15 protein-coding genes are annotated in these 17,089 nt (G+C 44.6%); 8 read left to right on the top strand and 7 right to left on the bottom strand.

Annotated elements, in window-relative coordinates; all coding sequences use genetic code 11:
* Window positions 1–14: 14 nt before the first annotated feature.
* Together I3255_RS06785 and I3255_RS06780 are read right to left on the bottom strand one after the other, a co-directional pair.
* Window positions 15–701 (bottom strand): MotA/TolQ/ExbB proton channel family protein, encoded by a 687-nt coding sequence (locus tag I3255_RS06785; protein WP_238038135.1) that lies wholly within the window; start codon window positions 699–701, stop codon window positions 15–17.
* Between the two features lie 108 nt (window positions 702–809).
* Window positions 810–1,703 (bottom strand): energy transducer TonB, encoded by an 894-nt coding sequence (locus I3255_RS06780; RefSeq protein ID WP_238038134.1) that lies wholly within the window; start codon window positions 1,701–1,703, stop codon window positions 810–812.
* A gap of 626 nt (window positions 1,704–2,329) precedes the next feature.
* On the opposite strand from I3255_RS06780, the gene I3255_RS06775 reads away from it, so the two are divergent.
* From I3255_RS06775 to I3255_RS06760, 4 genes are all read left to right on the top strand, one after another.
* A complete protein-coding gene (locus I3255_RS06775; protein WP_238038133.1) occupies window positions 2,330–3,382 on the top strand; it encodes a siderophore ABC transporter substrate-binding protein in 1,053 nt (350 codons plus the stop codon).
* A gap of 115 nt (window positions 3,383–3,497) precedes the next feature.
* Entirely contained in the window at window positions 3,498–4,592 is a 1,095-nt protein-coding gene (locus tag I3255_RS06770) for an iron chelate uptake ABC transporter family permease subunit (RefSeq protein ID WP_238038132.1), read from the top strand.
* A 96-nt stretch (window positions 4,593–4,688) separates the two neighbouring features.
* Window positions 4,689–5,774: an iron chelate uptake ABC transporter family permease subunit gene (locus I3255_RS06765; protein WP_238038131.1), complete on the top strand. Its 1,086-nt coding sequence runs from the start codon at window positions 4,689–4,691 to the stop codon at window positions 5,772–5,774.
* Between the two features lie 58 nt (window positions 5,775–5,832).
* On the top strand, window positions 5,833–6,603 hold the full coding sequence (locus I3255_RS06760) for an ATP-binding cassette domain-containing protein (RefSeq protein WP_238038130.1): 771 nt from the start codon (window positions 5,833–5,835) through the stop codon (window positions 6,601–6,603).
* 429 nt (window positions 6,604–7,032) lie between these two features.
* Here I3255_RS06760 and I3255_RS06755 read toward each other — a convergent pair whose 3' ends face one another.
* A complete protein-coding gene (locus I3255_RS06755) occupies window positions 7,033–8,373 on the bottom strand; it encodes a PepSY-associated TM helix domain-containing protein (RefSeq protein ID WP_238038129.1) in 1,341 nt (446 codons plus the stop codon).
* Between the two features lie 163 nt (window positions 8,374–8,536).
* The gene (locus I3255_RS06750; RefSeq protein WP_238038128.1) at window positions 8,537–10,624 is read right to left on the bottom strand and encodes a TonB-dependent receptor; all 2,088 of its coding nucleotides are present in this window, start codon (window positions 10,622–10,624) and stop codon (window positions 8,537–8,539) included.
* A gap of 502 nt (window positions 10,625–11,126) precedes the next feature.
* On the opposite strand from I3255_RS06750, the gene I3255_RS06745 reads away from it, so the two are divergent.
* The 3 genes from I3255_RS06745 to I3255_RS06735 all read left to right on the top strand — a co-directional run bounded on the left by I3255_RS06745 (window position 11,127) and on the right by I3255_RS06735 (window position 13,628).
* Entirely contained in the window at window positions 11,127–11,402 is a 276-nt protein-coding gene (locus I3255_RS06745; RefSeq protein ID WP_238038127.1) for a Trp family transcriptional regulator, read from the top strand.
* A gap of 87 nt (window positions 11,403–11,489) precedes the next feature.
* The gene (locus I3255_RS06740) at window positions 11,490–12,908 is read left to right on the top strand and encodes an anthranilate synthase component I family protein (RefSeq protein WP_238038126.1); all 1,419 of its coding nucleotides are present in this window, start codon (window positions 11,490–11,492) and stop codon (window positions 12,906–12,908) included.
* A gap of 72 nt (window positions 12,909–12,980) precedes the next feature.
* On the top strand, window positions 12,981–13,628 hold the full coding sequence (locus I3255_RS06735) for an aminodeoxychorismate/anthranilate synthase component II (RefSeq protein WP_238038125.1): 648 nt from the start codon (window positions 12,981–12,983) through the stop codon (window positions 13,626–13,628).
* 173 nt (window positions 13,629–13,801) lie between these two features.
* Here I3255_RS06735 and I3255_RS06730 read toward each other — a convergent pair whose 3' ends face one another.
* Both I3255_RS06730 and I3255_RS06725 read right to left on the bottom strand, forming a co-directional pair.
* On the bottom strand, window positions 13,802–14,380 hold the full coding sequence (locus I3255_RS06730) for a hypothetical protein (RefSeq protein WP_238038124.1): 579 nt from the start codon (window positions 14,378–14,380) through the stop codon (window positions 13,802–13,804).
* A gap of 65 nt (window positions 14,381–14,445) precedes the next feature.
* Window positions 14,446–14,748 carry a hypothetical protein gene (locus I3255_RS06725; RefSeq protein WP_238038123.1) on the bottom strand — a complete coding sequence of 101 codons (303 nt, stop codon included), beginning with the start codon at window positions 14,746–14,748 and terminating at the stop codon, window positions 14,446–14,448.
* Between the two features lie 363 nt (window positions 14,749–15,111).
* Between I3255_RS06725 and I3255_RS06720 the strand changes: the two genes are divergently transcribed.
* Complete coding sequence (locus I3255_RS06720; RefSeq protein ID WP_238038122.1) at window positions 15,112–16,068, top strand: EamA family transporter; 957 nt, start codon at window positions 15,112–15,114, stop codon at window positions 16,066–16,068.
* 221 nt (window positions 16,069–16,289) lie between these two features.
* On the opposite strand, the gene I3255_RS06715 is transcribed toward I3255_RS06720, so the two are convergent.
* Window positions 16,290–17,033, bottom strand: coding sequence for an amino acid ABC transporter ATP-binding protein (locus I3255_RS06715; protein WP_238038121.1), 744 nt, complete (start codon window positions 17,031–17,033; stop codon window positions 16,290–16,292).
* Window positions 17,034–17,089 lie beyond the last annotated feature (56 nt).

Raw genomic sequence — 17,089 nt, 5'->3', positions numbered from 1 at the left:
CAAGAGGTGCTTTTTTATTTTGCCACAGAGCTGCTGTAGTGGCGCGCTTGCTGCGTGTCTACTGCTGCATTAATATCATTTGAGCGATTGCCTTTGACCGCCTGCACCGATGTTGCGCCCGCATTCGGGCTGGTAGACGATGGCACAGGCTCAGCAGACCTAGACAATAGATCATGTGCTCTATCATTGGCTTGATACATCACACGGCGATTGATACGTACTGCCAGGTTGTAAAACACGACAGCTGGAATAGCCACGGCGATACCAAGACCGGTCATAATTAGTGCCTCACCAACGGGGCCTGCCACTTGTCCCAATCCTGCCTGTCCACTCATACCAATATTATGCAGCGCGTGGAAAATACCCCACACCGTACCAAATAAGCCGATAAATGGCGCGATCGCTGCCGTCGTTCCAAGAATAGGTAAGCCGCGTTCACTCGCAAAACGGTAGCGCCCTATGTGCTTAAGCAATGTTTGCTCGGTCACCAAACGACGAGCGGCGGCATCAGAGCCAACCAAATCGGCCTGCTTTGCTTGTAGTTGTTGACTCAAGTCATCTGCCACACTAGTCGCCAGTTTGCGACTTTGCAATACGCGGACGATACCTGTCACCCAAGAGAGAATAGATAACGCAAGTAACAAAAAGAACAACGTCTTTGTCACCATGTCGCTGATCTGCCAGTATTGCATAAAGTCCATGTCAGACTCCTTAATGTTTTATGCCATCACATGCTACTAAAGTGAGTATCATGCCTTGTCTTATTATGAAAGATTATCAATAAATACGTTGTTATAAAATATAAATGCTCAAGGAACCGCGTAGCTGATCGGTAAGGTCACATTGCCCACCACTGGTGCACCATTCTTGGTAAAGGGTTTGAACTTGCCAGAGCGTACTTGACGCTGGGCTTCTTTATCCAGCAAAGTATTGCCTGAAGACTGCGCCACTCGCACGCTATCGATACCACCTTGTTTATTGACGCGCAGTACCAATACCACGTTGAGCGTATCACCTGAACGCGCTCTACGTGCCGCACGATCAGGAAAGCTAAAGTTTGGCGCAGAGGCCCAATTGGCAGCGCTCGCAGTAAAGCTCACAGGCTCATTACTCTGTGCTCGAGCAGCAGCCTCAGCTGCTTCTCTAGCGGCTTTTGCTTGGGCGGCGGCTTCTGCTTCTCTAGCAGCTTTGGCTTGTGCCGCAGCCTTAGCATCCGCGACTCTTTTAGCTTCTTGCGCTGCTCTGTCTTGTGCTTCTTGAGCGGCTTTTTTGGCTTGGGCAGCAGCCTCTTTGCGCTGTTCATCAGCAGCCGATGTATCGACTATCGGTTCTGGACTGATCTTTTTGGGTGCTGCTTCTTTTGGTACAGGCTTTTGACTACTCTCAGTAGATGTTTTTTCGGTTGCGATGATTGGCGATGTTTCAGATACTTTTTTCACCACAGGCTTCGCTGGTTCTATAGGTGTCTCGACACGCTTCTTAGGCGGTAGCTCTGCTTTTGGCTTTTGTACAGGCTTAGGTTGCACTTCTTTTTTGACGGTGACCTTTTTGACCTGCTGCACAGGTTCTTTTGTTTCTGCTATAGGCGCTGCGCTTTTAGTCGGTAGCGTAACGAACTCTATTTCGACCGGCGGTATGTCTTGTTTTGGCTCAGGCTGTAATTTGGGCGCTTTTATGCTCACCAATGCGACTGCTGTTAGCACATGTAGTCCTACCACTACTAAAATAGAGAGTAGTATCGATCTGATTGGTGGGGCCTCTAAATCCGTTGAACTCATAACAGCCTAATATTTATTGTCCGGGATGGAATGGCGTAGATAATAATGCAAACGATAATTATTATCAATAATAATTTACAATATTTCTTTATCTGCCAACTTTTTTAGACTTCTTTTGCTGAGCTTATTTGATTAACCAACACCTCTATTTTAATACGTGTGAATCACCTACTGCCTGTCTTTAGGAAAAAACACTAACTATTTAGTGATACAAATACCGACTCATCCTGTAGACAATTATTTATAGATAGCTATCCATTGCTAATAAAAACCATTATCATTTGTATTGATAATGAGTCTCAACTACTTTATCATAGCGACTGCTCTGTGTAGCAGTCCTATTTTAAAAAATGATTTATATAAGAATATTCAAATTATAAAAACACCTAGCTTACAAGAAAAAGGTCAGCGGTCAGAACCGATGAGATTTCTATCAGCCTATCTCGAATTTATTCGAAAATATGCTTAGTCATTCTCCTATTTTTTATTGTCCTACATGTGCAATTAGATTATTAAAAAATTGCCTAAATATACGATATACCGAGTCTATTATGTCTACTACTTCATTATCAAATCGCTCTATCAGTCCTTTTTTTAAGCGTCCATTATTGGCTACTATGATGACAGCTTTGGTCGCTGCTATCAGTGTGACAGGTTGTAGCTCAAACGAAGCCAATGATTCTGAGCCAGCTGATGCAAATACTGCCAACCAGACGGCTGATGAATCATCAAATGTCGCCAGTAATGATGCTGTCTCTGCCGAAAAAATTACGGTAAATACCGTAAAAGGCGATGTCGAAATGCCCATCAACCCATCACCACTCGTCGTGTACGACATGACCTTGATGCAAGATTTGGCGGCACTAGACGTGGCAGTTGACGGCATGCCAAGTAACTTGCGGTTAGACAATTTACATTCAGAAACGCAGCCTGAACCAAAAGCGGTCGGCACCGTGTTTGAGCCAGATCTTGAAGCGTTGAATGCGATGCAACCACAAGCAATCTTGGTGGGCTCACGCATGGCAGAAAAGTATAATGAACTGTCAAGTATCGCGCCGACGTTGGATATGTCTATTGATACGGCTAATATCTATGAGTCGAGTAAGCAGCGTCTGCATGATTTGGGTGCGTTGTTTGGCAAAAGCGATCAGGCAGCTACACTACAACAAAACATAGATACGCTTATCGACGAGACAAAGGATGTCACCAAAGATAAAGGCACTGGCCTAGTCGTCATGGTCAATGGCAACAAAATGTCAGCATATGGCGACAAATCTCGTTACGGGTTTATCCATACTGCATTAGGTGTACCAATGGCAGATAAGCAAATTGCCGATGCCCCTCATGGACAGCCGGTCTCTTTTGAATATATCCAACAAGCCAATCCAGACTGGTTGTTTGTTATCGATCGCAGTGCCGCAATTGGTGAAGATGGTATCGGTGCCAAAGCCGTATTGGACAATCCGCTGGTCGCGCAGACTAATGCTTGGAGCAAGCAGCAAGTGGTGTATCTGAGCCCAGATTCTTACCTAGCGTTTGGTGGCTATTACCAATGGATGCAGGATCTCACAACGATTAAAGATGCCTTTGCTAACGCTAAGTAACTGTGCTTATTGTTGAATAATTGCCCTACTACTAGGTCGTTGCGCAAGTAATTGCACACAACGCATGCAATTATTACTACTGTTATCACTGCTCATTTTTAAGCCAATAGAAATTATGTCGTTATTTTCAAACCGTGCTCGTGCTAGGCTCAAACCTAACGCTTCTTTGCCAGTATCAAATTGGCAAGGAAGCGCTAGCCATACTTTAGGCTCGAAATATCGACGTGCCGCCATACCACCGTGGTTAATCAACACCGCAAGCCTCATTCTTATGGGGCTTTTGGTGTTATTGAGCTTATCTATTGGTGTGGCTGACTTTTCGTGGTCGGGTATTTTACAAAGTATCCTTAGTCATAGTGCAAACTCTGATAGCTCGCTACTACTGGTCAGCCGTATCCCGCGTACCGTTGCGATTATTTTGACGGGCATTGCGATGGCAGTGGCGGGAATGATTATCCAAGTAGTGCTAAAAAACCGCTTTGTAGAGCCGTCCATGGTCGGCGCGACCCAGAGCGCCGCGCTCGGTTTGCTAGTGGTCAGCCTACTGTTCCCTGCCAGTGCGCTCATTGTGAAGATGAGCGTAGCGACCATTGCAGCCATGCTGGGTATGATGCTCTTTATGCTGCTCATTCACCGTATTCCGCCGACTGATTTTTTGATGATTCCGCTGATTGGTATTGTCTTCGGCGGCATTATCGAAGCAGTCACTACCTTTATCGCCTATCAAACCGAATCGCTACAGATGCTGAGCGTGTGGCAGTTTGGGGATTTCTCAGGCGTGTTGGCAGGTCGTTATGAGCTACTGTGGCTCACGGGTGGTCTATGTGTGCTCGCCTATATCATCGCCGATAAGCTAACCATCGTTGGTTTGGGTGACAACATCGCACTGAACTTGGGTATTAGTAAGCGCCAAGTCACGTGGATTGGCGTGGGTATGGTCGCCATGATGAGTGCCGTTGTGGTCGTGACGGTCGGTATGATTCCTTTTATTGGCCTCGTCGTACCAAACATTGTGAGCCGACTGATGGGAGATAAGTTGCGTCGTAGCTTGCCCGCAGTCGCGCTACTTGGCGCTTCGGCAGTATTGCTGTGCGATATTATCGGTCGCTCGATTCGCTATCCATTCGAAGTGCCTGTTGCCACCGTCTTTGGCGTGGTCGGTACGGTGCTGTTTTTGTGGCTATTATTGCGCGCGCCAACTGAGCAGTAGCACTATGTTCACTAACTGTGTATTAATCTGTAGCACTCACTTACCGTCGTTCATTTTTTGCTTGAGTAGATAAGCTTGGCACCATAGGATTTTTGTATGTTCTCATCAACTAAGCTTACTTCCACCAAGACTGATGCTATAGACCCTAGCACAGCGATAGATAACTCATCTTCAGCAGACGGTCAGTATTCAGCTGCTGCCCAAAGTCAGTTGGCAAAACTTTGGGCATGGATAGCTGCGCATCCACAGTCCATAGCAGCTATTATTCTACTGATCTCGATGACCTTGTTTATGACACTCAATGTCAATGGCTATTGGGACTTTGCGCTACCGCTACGAGGCAAGAAACTATTGGCACTAATGGTGGTTGGCTATGCGATTGGTGTATCGACGTTATTATTTCAGACGTTGACTCACAATCCAATTCTAACGCCCTCCCTACTCGGGTTTGATTCACTCTATGTTCTGTTGCAAAGCTTACTGGTTTTCTTTTTAGGGGCGATTAGTTTTACCAGTCTCGATCCTATTGCCAAATTCACGCTAGAGATTGTCCTGATGTTTGGCGCATCTTTATTATTATTTAAGCTATTATTTTCTAAAAGCAGTCAGGATCTGACGCGGCTAATATTGGTGGGCGTTATCTTTGGCGTGTTGTTTCGTAGTTTATCAGCGCTCATTGCACGGCTGATTAACCCTGATGATTTTGTGGTCGTACAGTCTGCTAGCTACGCGCAGTTCAATACCGTCAATCCTCAGCTACTAGGCATCAGCTTATTGATCTGTGTCATCACTGCGGTGTTTGTATGGCGCTGGCGTTATCAGTGTGATGTACTGATGCTAGGTCAAGCCCAAGCCATTAACCTTGGCATCAATTATCAACGTCTGGCATTTGGTCTATTAACTGTCATCGCTGTATTGGTTGCCACAGCCACTGCACTGGTCGGTCCTGTAACTTTCTTTGGTCTATTGGTTTGCGCATTGACCAATCGTATTGCTCGACATATGTATCACACCGAGCGGCTGATATTGGTCAGTTTGGTCGCTATGATTTGCTTAGTACTGGGTCAGACACTCTTTGAGCAAGTGCTAGACATGGCAGGCGTATTGTCCGTCGTGATAGAGCTCGCAGGTGGTCTCGTGTTCTTGGCCTTAATATTTATGTCTCAGCGCCGTTCAGTATGACCACTTAGATGAGACTGTTAATAAAGAAAGCCCTAAGATTTTTTAAAATAAGACGATTATGATTAAACTGAATAATATCTCTCACCATATTGGCAAACAACAAATATTGCATGATATTACGTTGTCCCTACCAACGGCGCAAGTCATTGCTTTGATTGGGCCTAACGGCGCTGGAAAATCGACGTTGTTTTCTGTCATGGCCCGTTTGCAACCACTACAGTCTGGACAAGTAAGCTTTGCTGTAGATAATGAGGAACGTGACATTATCAGCTGTCAGGCGCGGACACTTGCCAAGACGGTCGCGATGCTCGGACAAGACAATCATGTGCAAGGACGCCTGCGCGTGCATGAGCTGCTGATGTTTGGTCGTTATCCGTACCATCAAGGACAACCAACCGTAGACGATCAGCAAAAAGTCCAATCAATCCTTGAAAGATTTGAGCTGGAGCCACTTGCGGATCGGTTTTTATCAACCCTTTCAGGGGGTCAACGCCAGCGGGTGCTGATTGCGATGATCGTCTGTCAAGATACGCCGTATTTGCTACTGGACGAGCCACTCAACAATTTAGATATGTATCATGCGGGTCGGCTGATGCGTGAACTACGTCAACTTAGCCACAATCAGCAAAAAACCGTGGTAATTGTCCTGCATGATATCAACCAAGCAGCGCAGTTTGCCGATACGGTCGTTACAATGAAAGCAGGAGAAGTGACGGCTGTTGGTCGTCCTGCTGATGTTATTACTCAAGAGACAATGAAAGATTTATACAATGTCGATGTAACTGTGCTCAATCATCAGGGTCGTCCTGTGATTGTGGATACGGTTTAAGTACAGCATTTCGCAAACCACAGAAGAAATTATTGATGCATAAGGCGCTATTAAATAATCGATGGATAAACTACAAAAACCTGTCTCTATTAATTTTAGTGATTAGCTTTTGCCTGTTCATTTATTACGCTTTAAATAAAGAGGTGTCAGATACCTTTTTTTGGTTAGGAATGACTTTATATGTTCTAAGATTAGTGGTTATTCCTATGGATTTTACTCAAGATATTGCTTCAGTAAATTACACAAAAAACTATGATGAAAATAATGGTTGGCATAGGTGGGTCATGCTAGGTGAAAAGTTTGCTTGCTTCATTTTTACTATCGCTATAGCATACGACATATTTTTGTTCTTGAAGTGATAACTAGGGTATGGCTTTCATTTAGTAAATAATGATCTAAATGAAAACCCACCCTAAGAATATAAATATATCATCGGCCCTTTTGCAACGCCTTTAAACGCTGCTGTCGGCCTTTCCACCATAGATACACACCTGTCCCTGATAGCACCGCAACTGCCAGTCCAATCATTGCCAAAAATGCTTGATACAGTCGATGGCTCCAACCTTGACCGATATGTCCCATATGCAGCGTTGACAGCCAGTGGTCTACTTTATTGCCAAAACCGCTTTGATAACCAAAATTAACGCGCGCAACCTCTCCTGTGGCAGCATCAACCGTAATAGATGACGCGCCGCCGTGTGTACCAACATCTCTATCGGTCTTAAAGCGCATCTGCCACTGCTTGTCCTCTGCAACCCAGCGGATACCCAATAACTGCTGTACAGACACGCCATTCTGCCGCGCCGCAATATCGGCTTGGGCACTTAGGTAGGCAATACTATTGCTCTTATTGACTATTTGAGCGGTGGCGTCCGCTGTATTGCGGCTATCGTTAACAGTCGTATTTGAGTTTATAAGCTTATCTGCTCTACCTTGATTTTCTACTGTTTTATTCGGTTCAGGCTTGGTTGGCGGTCGCCCTCTTTCTCTTGGCGTCAGACCGACCACTGCCTGCATGACAGGCTGATAAACGGGTTTTAGATTAAACCCAACGCTCGACCAAGCGATGACAAATAGCATAACCCATAGCCACAGACCAAAAGCATGATGCAAATCATAGTTCAGCTTAAAGGTATTGGTTTTGCGGCGAATTTTCCATGCAGGTAGCCAGCGCTTAAACAGTGAGGCGCGTTTTTTGCTAGAGACTTGTTTTGACTGACTCGATTTGACTGCTCGAGGAAAGGTCAAATAAAAGCCAATAAAACAATTAATCGTCCATACCAATGAGACAATGCCCAAGACCCATTTACCAATATCACCAAGCAATAAGTCACGGTGCAACCAAAACACCTTCCACATGGTGTTGTGCCATGCCCAAGTATCTTTATTCCGTGTTCCAATGATGTCGCCAGTATGAGGGTCAACATACACCTCATGAAAAGTTGGCTCAGGCGCGTCTGAACTGGCATTGCCGCGCCATCTGTCTACAGCAAATACAGCCGATTTACCGTCATCAATAGCGGTCGGCATACTAGAAAATGCATACTCTGGATATGTCGTTATTACTGTGTCATGTAGCGCTGCGATAGAGCGTGGCGGTGTGCTTTGCGTCTCGATATAAGCCAGCTTATGATTGAACACATCATCAAGCTCATGATGAAAAGCGAGCAGCGCACCCGTGAGACTGGCGAGGATCAAAAAGGCTGCCATAGCAAGCCCAGTATAACGGTGAATCCACAAGCAGGCTTGGCGAGGATTGAATGTAATCATGGGTCTTGGTTCTTTATTATATGTTATTAGGGTAGGTATTTATCAGTCAGCACGTCATTGCTGCTATAGCCGATTCAAAAGCCAGTAGGCAATAAAAAGCCAGCTCCCATGTACAGACAGCTGACTCTATAAGTACGATTAGACTTAAATTCGATAAGCTATATTAGAACTGATACGTTAGGGACGTTTTGATATTACGTCCCATTTCAAAATCAGTATAGGCATCATCGATAGAGTTGCGCGATGCGTGGCTTGCATAAGTCTCATCAAAGATATTGTAGACGCCTAGCGTGGCTTTTAGACCTTCGATTTGAGTTGGCGCATAAGTCATAAAGATATCATGCACGTCATAGCCTGGTTTTTCGTTGTCATCACCAGCGGTATTCGGTGTTACATCGGCGACATAAGTACTGCGCCAGCCAAGCTCAGTTGTGTTGGTTGGCGCGTAGCCCAAGTTGACCATATACTTGTCGCCAGATTCAGAGCCACTACCACTGACAGAAGAGATATTGTAACCCGTATCTTCGCCTTTGCTACGTGCACGAGCATAGCTTAGACCCATGTTAAAGTTATCTGCGCGATAATCAGCTGATAACTCTACGCCTTTGATCTTAAAATCTTCGTCATTATTAATGACACCTTGGCAGGCTTCAGGGGCAGAACTTGTACCTAGTTGCCCAGTGGTACAATTCATACCAGTTCTACTGCCACCTGCACGTACAAACTCAATATAGTTTTCGATATTGGTTTCAAAGTACTTAGCACTCAGCTTTAAAGAGTCATCAGCCATGGTCAAACCACGCAGCGTTGTCGCAATACCGACTTCTGCATTGTCACCTTCTTCTGCTTTTAGGTCATTATTCACATAGGTATCAACACCATCGGAATTAAAGATCGTTTGACTAAGATCTGGGCCATTAAATAACTGCGTATAGCTTGCAAATAGTTGGGTACGCGGTGCAATCTCATAACTGGCAGCCAATGCGCCAACGACATTGTCGTAAGTTTTGCCAGCCGATACATACTCTGGTGACTCATAACGGTCATAACGGACGCCTGGCGTTAAGCTAAGCTTGCCCATCTGCCATTGGTCTTCCAGATACACTGAGGTATTGGTTGCCTCATCAGTGCTCGCCTTGCCAAAATCGCGCGCCATCTCAGATTCTTTTTTGTAATGCTCAACCCCAGCGATTAACTTATGAATCCCTGGCACACCGTTGATAATAGTGCTATCGATGATACTGGTGTTCTGTACTTTGCCGCCTGTGGTTTTGACTTCCGCATCAAACTCAAACCCAGGTATGCCATCAGAGTTACGCAAAATCTGTGTGCTGGTCTGATATACATTGGCGTCTACATCGACCAACTGGTTGGCAGGATTGTAAGCGTAGTCAAGCGCATAGGTATCACGTTTGACTTCCTGCGGGATGATTGGGTTCCAGCCACCAGCAGGAAAATCTGGACGTAATGGGAACTTACCTTTGTTTTCGGTACGGCTAAAGCTAGCGCCTACATGATGATCACTACCGACATACGCACCCGCTTTTAATAAGATGTTTTCGCCTTCGCTGTCTTCTGTTTGGATTTTACGGCCTTTACCATCTTCACCAGCATTAGCATCGCGTTTGCCATAATAAGCTAGTAAGTCAATATTTTCTGTTGGTGCACCATACACAGTAGCTGAGGTTAGCAGTTCATCATTGTTACTGCCGTAGCCTGCATGCAGCTTAGCACCTACTTTTTGACCAGGCTTAAGTAAATCTGCCGCGTCGACTGTCTCAAAAGCAACCGCACCACCGATGGCATCATTGCCTAGCGTCACTGAGTTATTACCGACTGATACTTCTGCTTGTTTTAGCAAATCTGGATCAATAGTGACGTCACCCATATGGTAGAACAACGCGCCTTCTTGACGTGCGCCATCAATCGTTACTTTTAGATTGGTATCATCAAGACCACGTACACGAATACGTTGGTTGACCGATGAGGTACCGCCTACGCTTACCCCCGGTACGACGTCCAGAAAATCGCTCAGATGGCTTGCTTGAGCTGCTGGCGTATAGTCATCTATGTAGACAGAGTCTTCTTGTACAGCGTCACGTACTGAGCTATTTGCTGTTACAGTGATCGTCTGTAATGTCGTGTTTGGCATATCTGCTGCCGTTGCAGCACTGGCAGCTTGTGCACATAATACCGCTGCTACACCCATAGATAGCACAGTCAATCTGCTAGATAACTTTACTTCGCGCATAACACATTTACTCACTTTGTTTACTGTCAAAAATTAGAATTATTTTTAAAACCTATCATCAAATAGCCCTTAAAATAGCGCCTATCAGAAAATTAAGGAACTTGAAAACACTTCACCATATCATGCAAATAGTACTATTAATGCTAATGATAATTATTCCCGTTTAAATAATGAGAGGCATAATAACGAAGTATTAACAATTTGGCAATAATTAATATCATACATTCTCAATTCTAGTGATTAGTACGCCAAGGAAACGCAGCAATACAACGCAGCAACGCTTGGTACTAACTATAAATAGGCTATCGAATATGATAATGACTACGAGTTGAATCTGTGTAAGCAAGCCTTGAGACTCGTCACTTCTACAGCAGCCTGCTATTAACTCAGCTCATCACTTGTATTTCTTGTACTACTGTACTAGAATGCTGATACAAGCCAAAAATATCATGGCTATTCTGACTGTTTTTGATTAAGACGACTGATTATAAGACGATAAATTATGAATACCGACCCTTATCACAGCTTACTGAGTCATCTGGCAAATTGTACTGATAGCGCAGATATCGAAAAGCTACTCAGTGCCCTGCTGACGGATAAAGAACAGCACGACATTGCTAACCGTATTCGTATCTTTGACTTGCTTGATCGAGGTATCACGCAGCGTGACATCTCTGAGCAACTAGGCGTTGGTATCGCAACGGTCTCTCGCGGTGCTAGAGCCATGCACAGCCATGATGTGAGTGCATTGCTTGCGACCCATAGAGAACGCGCTTAAACCACCGATCCCAATATTTTCTACCCTTTTACTCATTACTTTATTACTTGTTGATTGACACATATTTGAACCACTTTGGACTTTATTATGACTGCTAGTACATCCTTACATACCCAACCTGCACTTATCGATATCCCGAGCAAACCACAACGTATCAAACTGACACAAGATATTGATTTTTTTGCGCTATTCAAACGTATCGAGAGCGCTTTCGACACCTGTTATTTGCTCGAATCATTGGGTGAAGACAGTCATATCTCACGCCACCATGCTATCGGTTTTGACCCTGTGACCACCATCGCCGCTATTGACCGTAATACGCTCGCTATTACTGATAACAGAACGGCTGAAACGACTCGTTATCAAACTGACAATCCTTATCAATTGCTCCGCACCATCACGCCGCAGCACGTCATTGCTCGCGATCAAAGTGGCGGTCTCGTCGGTTATTTGGGCTATGACTGTGTGAATTTTTTTGAGCCAAGCCTGACAGCCAAAGCCAGTGAAGACTTTGAGCCGTTCAAATTCGGCGTGTATTTAGATGGATTAACGCTAGATAAGATGACCGGCGAGATTTTCTATTTTTATTATCCAACCGCTCAGCAGAATAATCGCATCGAGCAAATCAAAGCCCTACTTGATGAGCCAGTTCCCAGCTACCAAGCGCCCACAGTCGAGTTTTTGGGCGATGGTATGAGTCAAGAGGAGCATGCCAAGGTAGTGATGCAGGTCAAAGAAGACATTATCTCTGGTCGTATCTTTCAGTGTGAAGTTGGGTTTAAGTCCAAATATCGTATCGCTGGCGACAAAATGCCCATCTACGAAAAACTGCGCGCGGTCAATCCATCGCCGCACATGTATTTTATGAAATTTTCTCAGCAGTGCATCATTGGCGCTTCCCCTGAGCTACTGTTTCGCTTGCGTCAGGGAGAGATGGAAACTTATCCACTCGCAGGGACAGCTAAACGCGGCGTCGATGTGGTCGAAGATCGCAAACTTGCTCGCGCATTGCTCAACGATGACAAAGAAATTGCCGAACACAATATGTTAGTCGATCTGCACCGTAACGATATTGGCCGCGTGGCGCGATTTGGTACGGTAAAAGTGCGTAGTTTGATGGATATCAAGCGCTTCTCGCACGTACAACATATTTCCTCTGAGATCGTTGGCATCCTGCACCCTGACGAAGATATGTTCAGTGCCCTTGCCAGCAACTTCCCTGCGGGTACGCTATCAGGCGCTCCTAAGGTAGAAGCCATCAAAGTCATCAATGAGCTAGAGCCAGATGGTCGTGGTGCTTATGGCGGTGCATTAGGCTCGTTCAATTTCAATGGTGATTGTATCTTTGCCATTCCTATTCGCAGTCTGTTTATCCATGGCGAGTCTGCCTACGCTCAAACTTGCGGTGGCAACGTTTATGACTCAAACCCAGCCGATGAATACTTAGAGATTCAGCGTAAACTGTCGGCGATGAAAGTGGTGCTCGACAGCTTTATGACAGCATAATTCGTACTAAGCATCATTCGCAAGTTGGCCCTATTTTACCTAGCTATATTTTTATAAAAGAGTTTATGTCCCATGAATGTTTTAATTATCGATAACTACGACTCGTTTACCTTTAATCTCTACCAGTATGTGGGTGAGATTTTGCAAACTTTGAGCGATGATAAAGAAACCAGCGTCATCGTGAAGCGCAATAATGAGATTACCCTCGCAGAAATAGAAGAGATGAATCTGGATAGAATCATCATCTCACCTGGCCCTGGTTCCCCTGATGATCCTGCGTATTTTGGTATCTGTAGCGAGGTCATCGAGAAACTGGGCAAAACTGTGCCGCTACTGGGCGTGTGCCTCGGTATGCAAGGCATCGCTCATGTATTTGGTGGTGACGTGGTACGTGCCAGTGTGCCGATGCATGGCAAGGTTTCATCGATTCGCCATGATGGTGCTGGTATTTATCAGGGCTTGCCGCAAGAGCTTGAGATCATGCGCTATCATTCACTGGTGGTAAAAGCCGATACGATCCCAAGCTGCCTGACGATTACCTCAGTCGTCGCCAATGAGAGCCGTGCTGATTTAAGCTTTGATGAATCTGCACTGACGGGCGATGAGATTATGGGACTAAAGCACAAAGACTATCCAATTCAAGGCGTGCAATTTCACCCAGAATCCTTTGCCACTGAAGGGGCTAAGCGGTTGCTGAGTAACTTTTTATTGCAGGTGTAAGATTCGCGTCTTACGCCACTCATTATCAATGGCAAATGATAGCCAGGTAAAAGAAAAGCACAGACTACAATCTGTGCTTTTCTCGTATATTATCTAATAGATTTTAGGATCTAATTAGCTTTCCTCTCAAATAAATATTAGGTTATAGGTTAATACGCTAAATACACAGGACATTACGCAACAGGGATATAAATCAGATTACCCTCAAAATTAGGATCTATCCCATCAGGTTTAGCAAGCGTTGGACCGTCAGTATTATTATTAAGTCCATGTGACATAATAAGTCCAGAGCCGTTCTCAAACTCAAGTAATACACCTCGCTCGCTTGGTAAGTCCAGTATTTTAGAGTAAGTCTCAGAAGCCTCTTTGATAATGGTCACTGATTTGACTACTTGATTGAGATAAATACTCCACTCATCAAAATCTTTAGCATAAAAAGGAATGGCTTCTTCATCCTCTTCTTGCAACCAGTCGCTATGCTCACCATTCTCTTTTTTCTCGACCCACATGTGGACTGTGTTTTGGCTTGGATCACTGATTCCGCCAATCACTAAGCCATCTTCAAAATAGAATAAAAAAGGCCCTAGTGAACAACAAAAAAAGTCTTTGGGATCTATATAGTAATTGTCAATAAGCTCTTGTTCTGGCACGTAATTAAATCTGATAATATTGATAAGTTTGCGTCCAACCAAACTTGCTAATAAGCCTGTTAGGTTGCTGGGTATATCTACATCATAAATTGAGCTCGCCATTATCTTTTCTCCGCTATTTTGATTAATAAATCTAACGTTTGTATATTGATCATTGGGTCATTAAACTAAATAGCTCTACCGTTTTTTCGGACAAAATCAAATGCGTCTATTTCGTTCATATCAGCCTCTCTATAGACCGTGAAATCTTCAAATATCAAAATATCGCTGAGATCCCCTTGTATCTTCGTGGGTAGACCGCCTGAAATCACAATTTTGTTATCGACTGTATAACGAGAGAGGAGCACCAACGTCTCAAGTGGAAACTGCGCATAGTCGCCAGTATTGAGAAATAGCCTTGTAAACTTTCTACTTCTATAAATCGTCACATAGTCACTACCGCCGCCTACGCCTATTTTGTTCTGTATCATAATGTCAATGCAGGTGTTATCAACATAATAATGTGCAACAGATTTTGGATGAAACATAAAATATATGACGGTGCAAAAAGTAGCTAAAACGACTATCGCTATATATTTCATATGATTTCCAGTTCAAGTTGTGACGTACTGGACGCCCATCATTTTAACAACACGTTATTATAAGAAGATTATAGTTAAATTGAAGACACTGCCCAGTAGCGACCGATTGCTATTTAATGATAGACTGAGATAACCAACAAAAGACAGCCTTTAATCAGGTTGTCTTTTGTTGTTTCAGTATTGCTCAGAGCGTTTAAATCACTGGTAATCTGACAAAACTTTGTGTCATTTAGATCGTAAGAAGACAACAGTATGGCAAACATAGACAGCGGAACGACAATACAATACTCGCATCAGTCATGGATAGGCACTATTCAAATCATTACCGCAGCAATTTGCTGGGGCACGCTTGGTATATTTTCGACCTATCTTAATCAAATAGGCTTTAGTGGTTGGCAAGTCACGATATTACGCATCGTGACGGCAGCAGTGATTATTTTAGCCATGCTACCGACCCTATGGCCACAGCTGATCAAACTACGACCCAAGCAGTGGTTTGGGCTGGCACTTCAGTCCTTGATTGGTGTACTGGGGATGTCCGTCTGCTATTTTTTTGCTGTCAGTTATGTTGGCGCGGGCCCTGCGGTAGCCTTGCTGTATACCGCGCCCGTGTTTAGCTTGTTATTCTCAAAGTTTTTACTCAGTGAGTCCATCACACGAAAATCTATCGCACTGGCATTCATGGCGGTTTTTGGGGTTGGGTTGACGATGCTGGGTGAGCAAGCGCAAGTCAATTGGGGTGTTTTGCTCGGGTTGGCAGCAGGGATGTGCTACTCACTATACGGCGTACTCGGTAAGCGTGCAATGCATGACGCGCACCCTGCCCCTTTGGTATTTTTCACTTCCGTAGTGATCAGCGCGTGCGGGCTGCTATTACTGCCCAAAACCTATCAAACCTATGAGCAGCTAATGTCGTTACCACTACTGACTTGGAGCTATGTGTTAGGGCTATCACTCTTGGGTACTGTCGTGCCCTTTGGCCTTTATATGAAAGCATTAGAGAAGCTGCCCGCCTCTCGTGCGTCTGTTTTTACGATTTTTGAGCCGTTGACGGCGATTGCGCTGGCAATGATACTGCTGCATCAAGCTCTGACTTGGATTCAATATCTGGGCGTGACGCTGATTTTGCTGGCGGCGTTGTTAAATGCAGTGGTTAATGGCACAACCACGCGCGTCCCTCGCTGGCTTAAAAGACGGCAAACCGTTTAGCTTTATTATTTGGTTGTCTGGTAAGGCGCGATAACTAAATCTAGATTAAAAAAACGACACAATAGATAGACTTGATTAAAAGGTATTTTTCTCGCTTGCTGTATCTCCGCTAGCAGAGACTACATAAAATTTATCCAAAACCGTCAAACTCAAATTATAGACATAAAAAAAGCCCTGAATGGGCTTTTTCTAACTGAACATGTTGCAACGATATAAACTGCTTACTGCTCGATACGCTGCAAAAAAGCCTGCGTACGCGGATGCTTTGAGTCTTCAAATAACTGCTTAGCGCTACCCTCTTCGACGACAACGCCATCTTCGATTAGAACGACGTGATCCGCGACATCACGGGCAAAGTTGATTTCGTGAGTCACCACGACCATCGTCCAGCCTTCTGAGGCTAACTGCTTCATAGTTTCAAGGACATCCTGTACCAGCTCTGGATCAAGTGCAGACGTTGGCTCATCAAACAATAACAATGAGGGTTCAATCGCTAGCGCACGGGCGATACCAATACGCTGCTGCTGACCACCAGATAGCTGGAATGGATAGAGATCAGCTTTGTCCGATAGTCCTACTTTATCTAGCAAGACCAAAGCCTGCTCACGTGCTTGCGCTTTGCTTTGTCCTTGCACGACGGTAGGCCCAAGCATCAAGTTTTCAATGGCTGTCTTATGCGGGAACAAATTATAAGACTGAAATACCATACCTGATTTACGCTGTAATGCGAGCAGCATTTTTTTGCTTGGCTTAGTCGCAAAGTCAACTTTTAAGCTGTCATCATCAAATGCAATGACACCTTTATCAGGAATCTCCAGCGCATTAAGACAACGCAAAAAAGTGGTTTTTCCCGAGCCTGAAGGTCCTAATATGACGACCACTTTACCTTTATTAATGGTCAAGTCGATGCCTTTTAATACTTGATTGCCACCAAAGGCTTTATGAATATTCGTGACTTTGATCATAAAAATTCCTGTTGTGCTAGGGCGTGTCTATTGAGCCATAACTTATTTTACTACGT

Origin of the sequence: Psychrobacter sp. Ps6, from assembly GCF_022129235.1 — a bacterium.
Lineage (GTDB): Bacteria > Pseudomonadota > Gammaproteobacteria > Pseudomonadales > Moraxellaceae > Psychrobacter.
The sequence above is the reverse complement of the archived record's forward strand: the minus strand, read 5'-3'. Positions and strand labels throughout refer to the sequence as shown.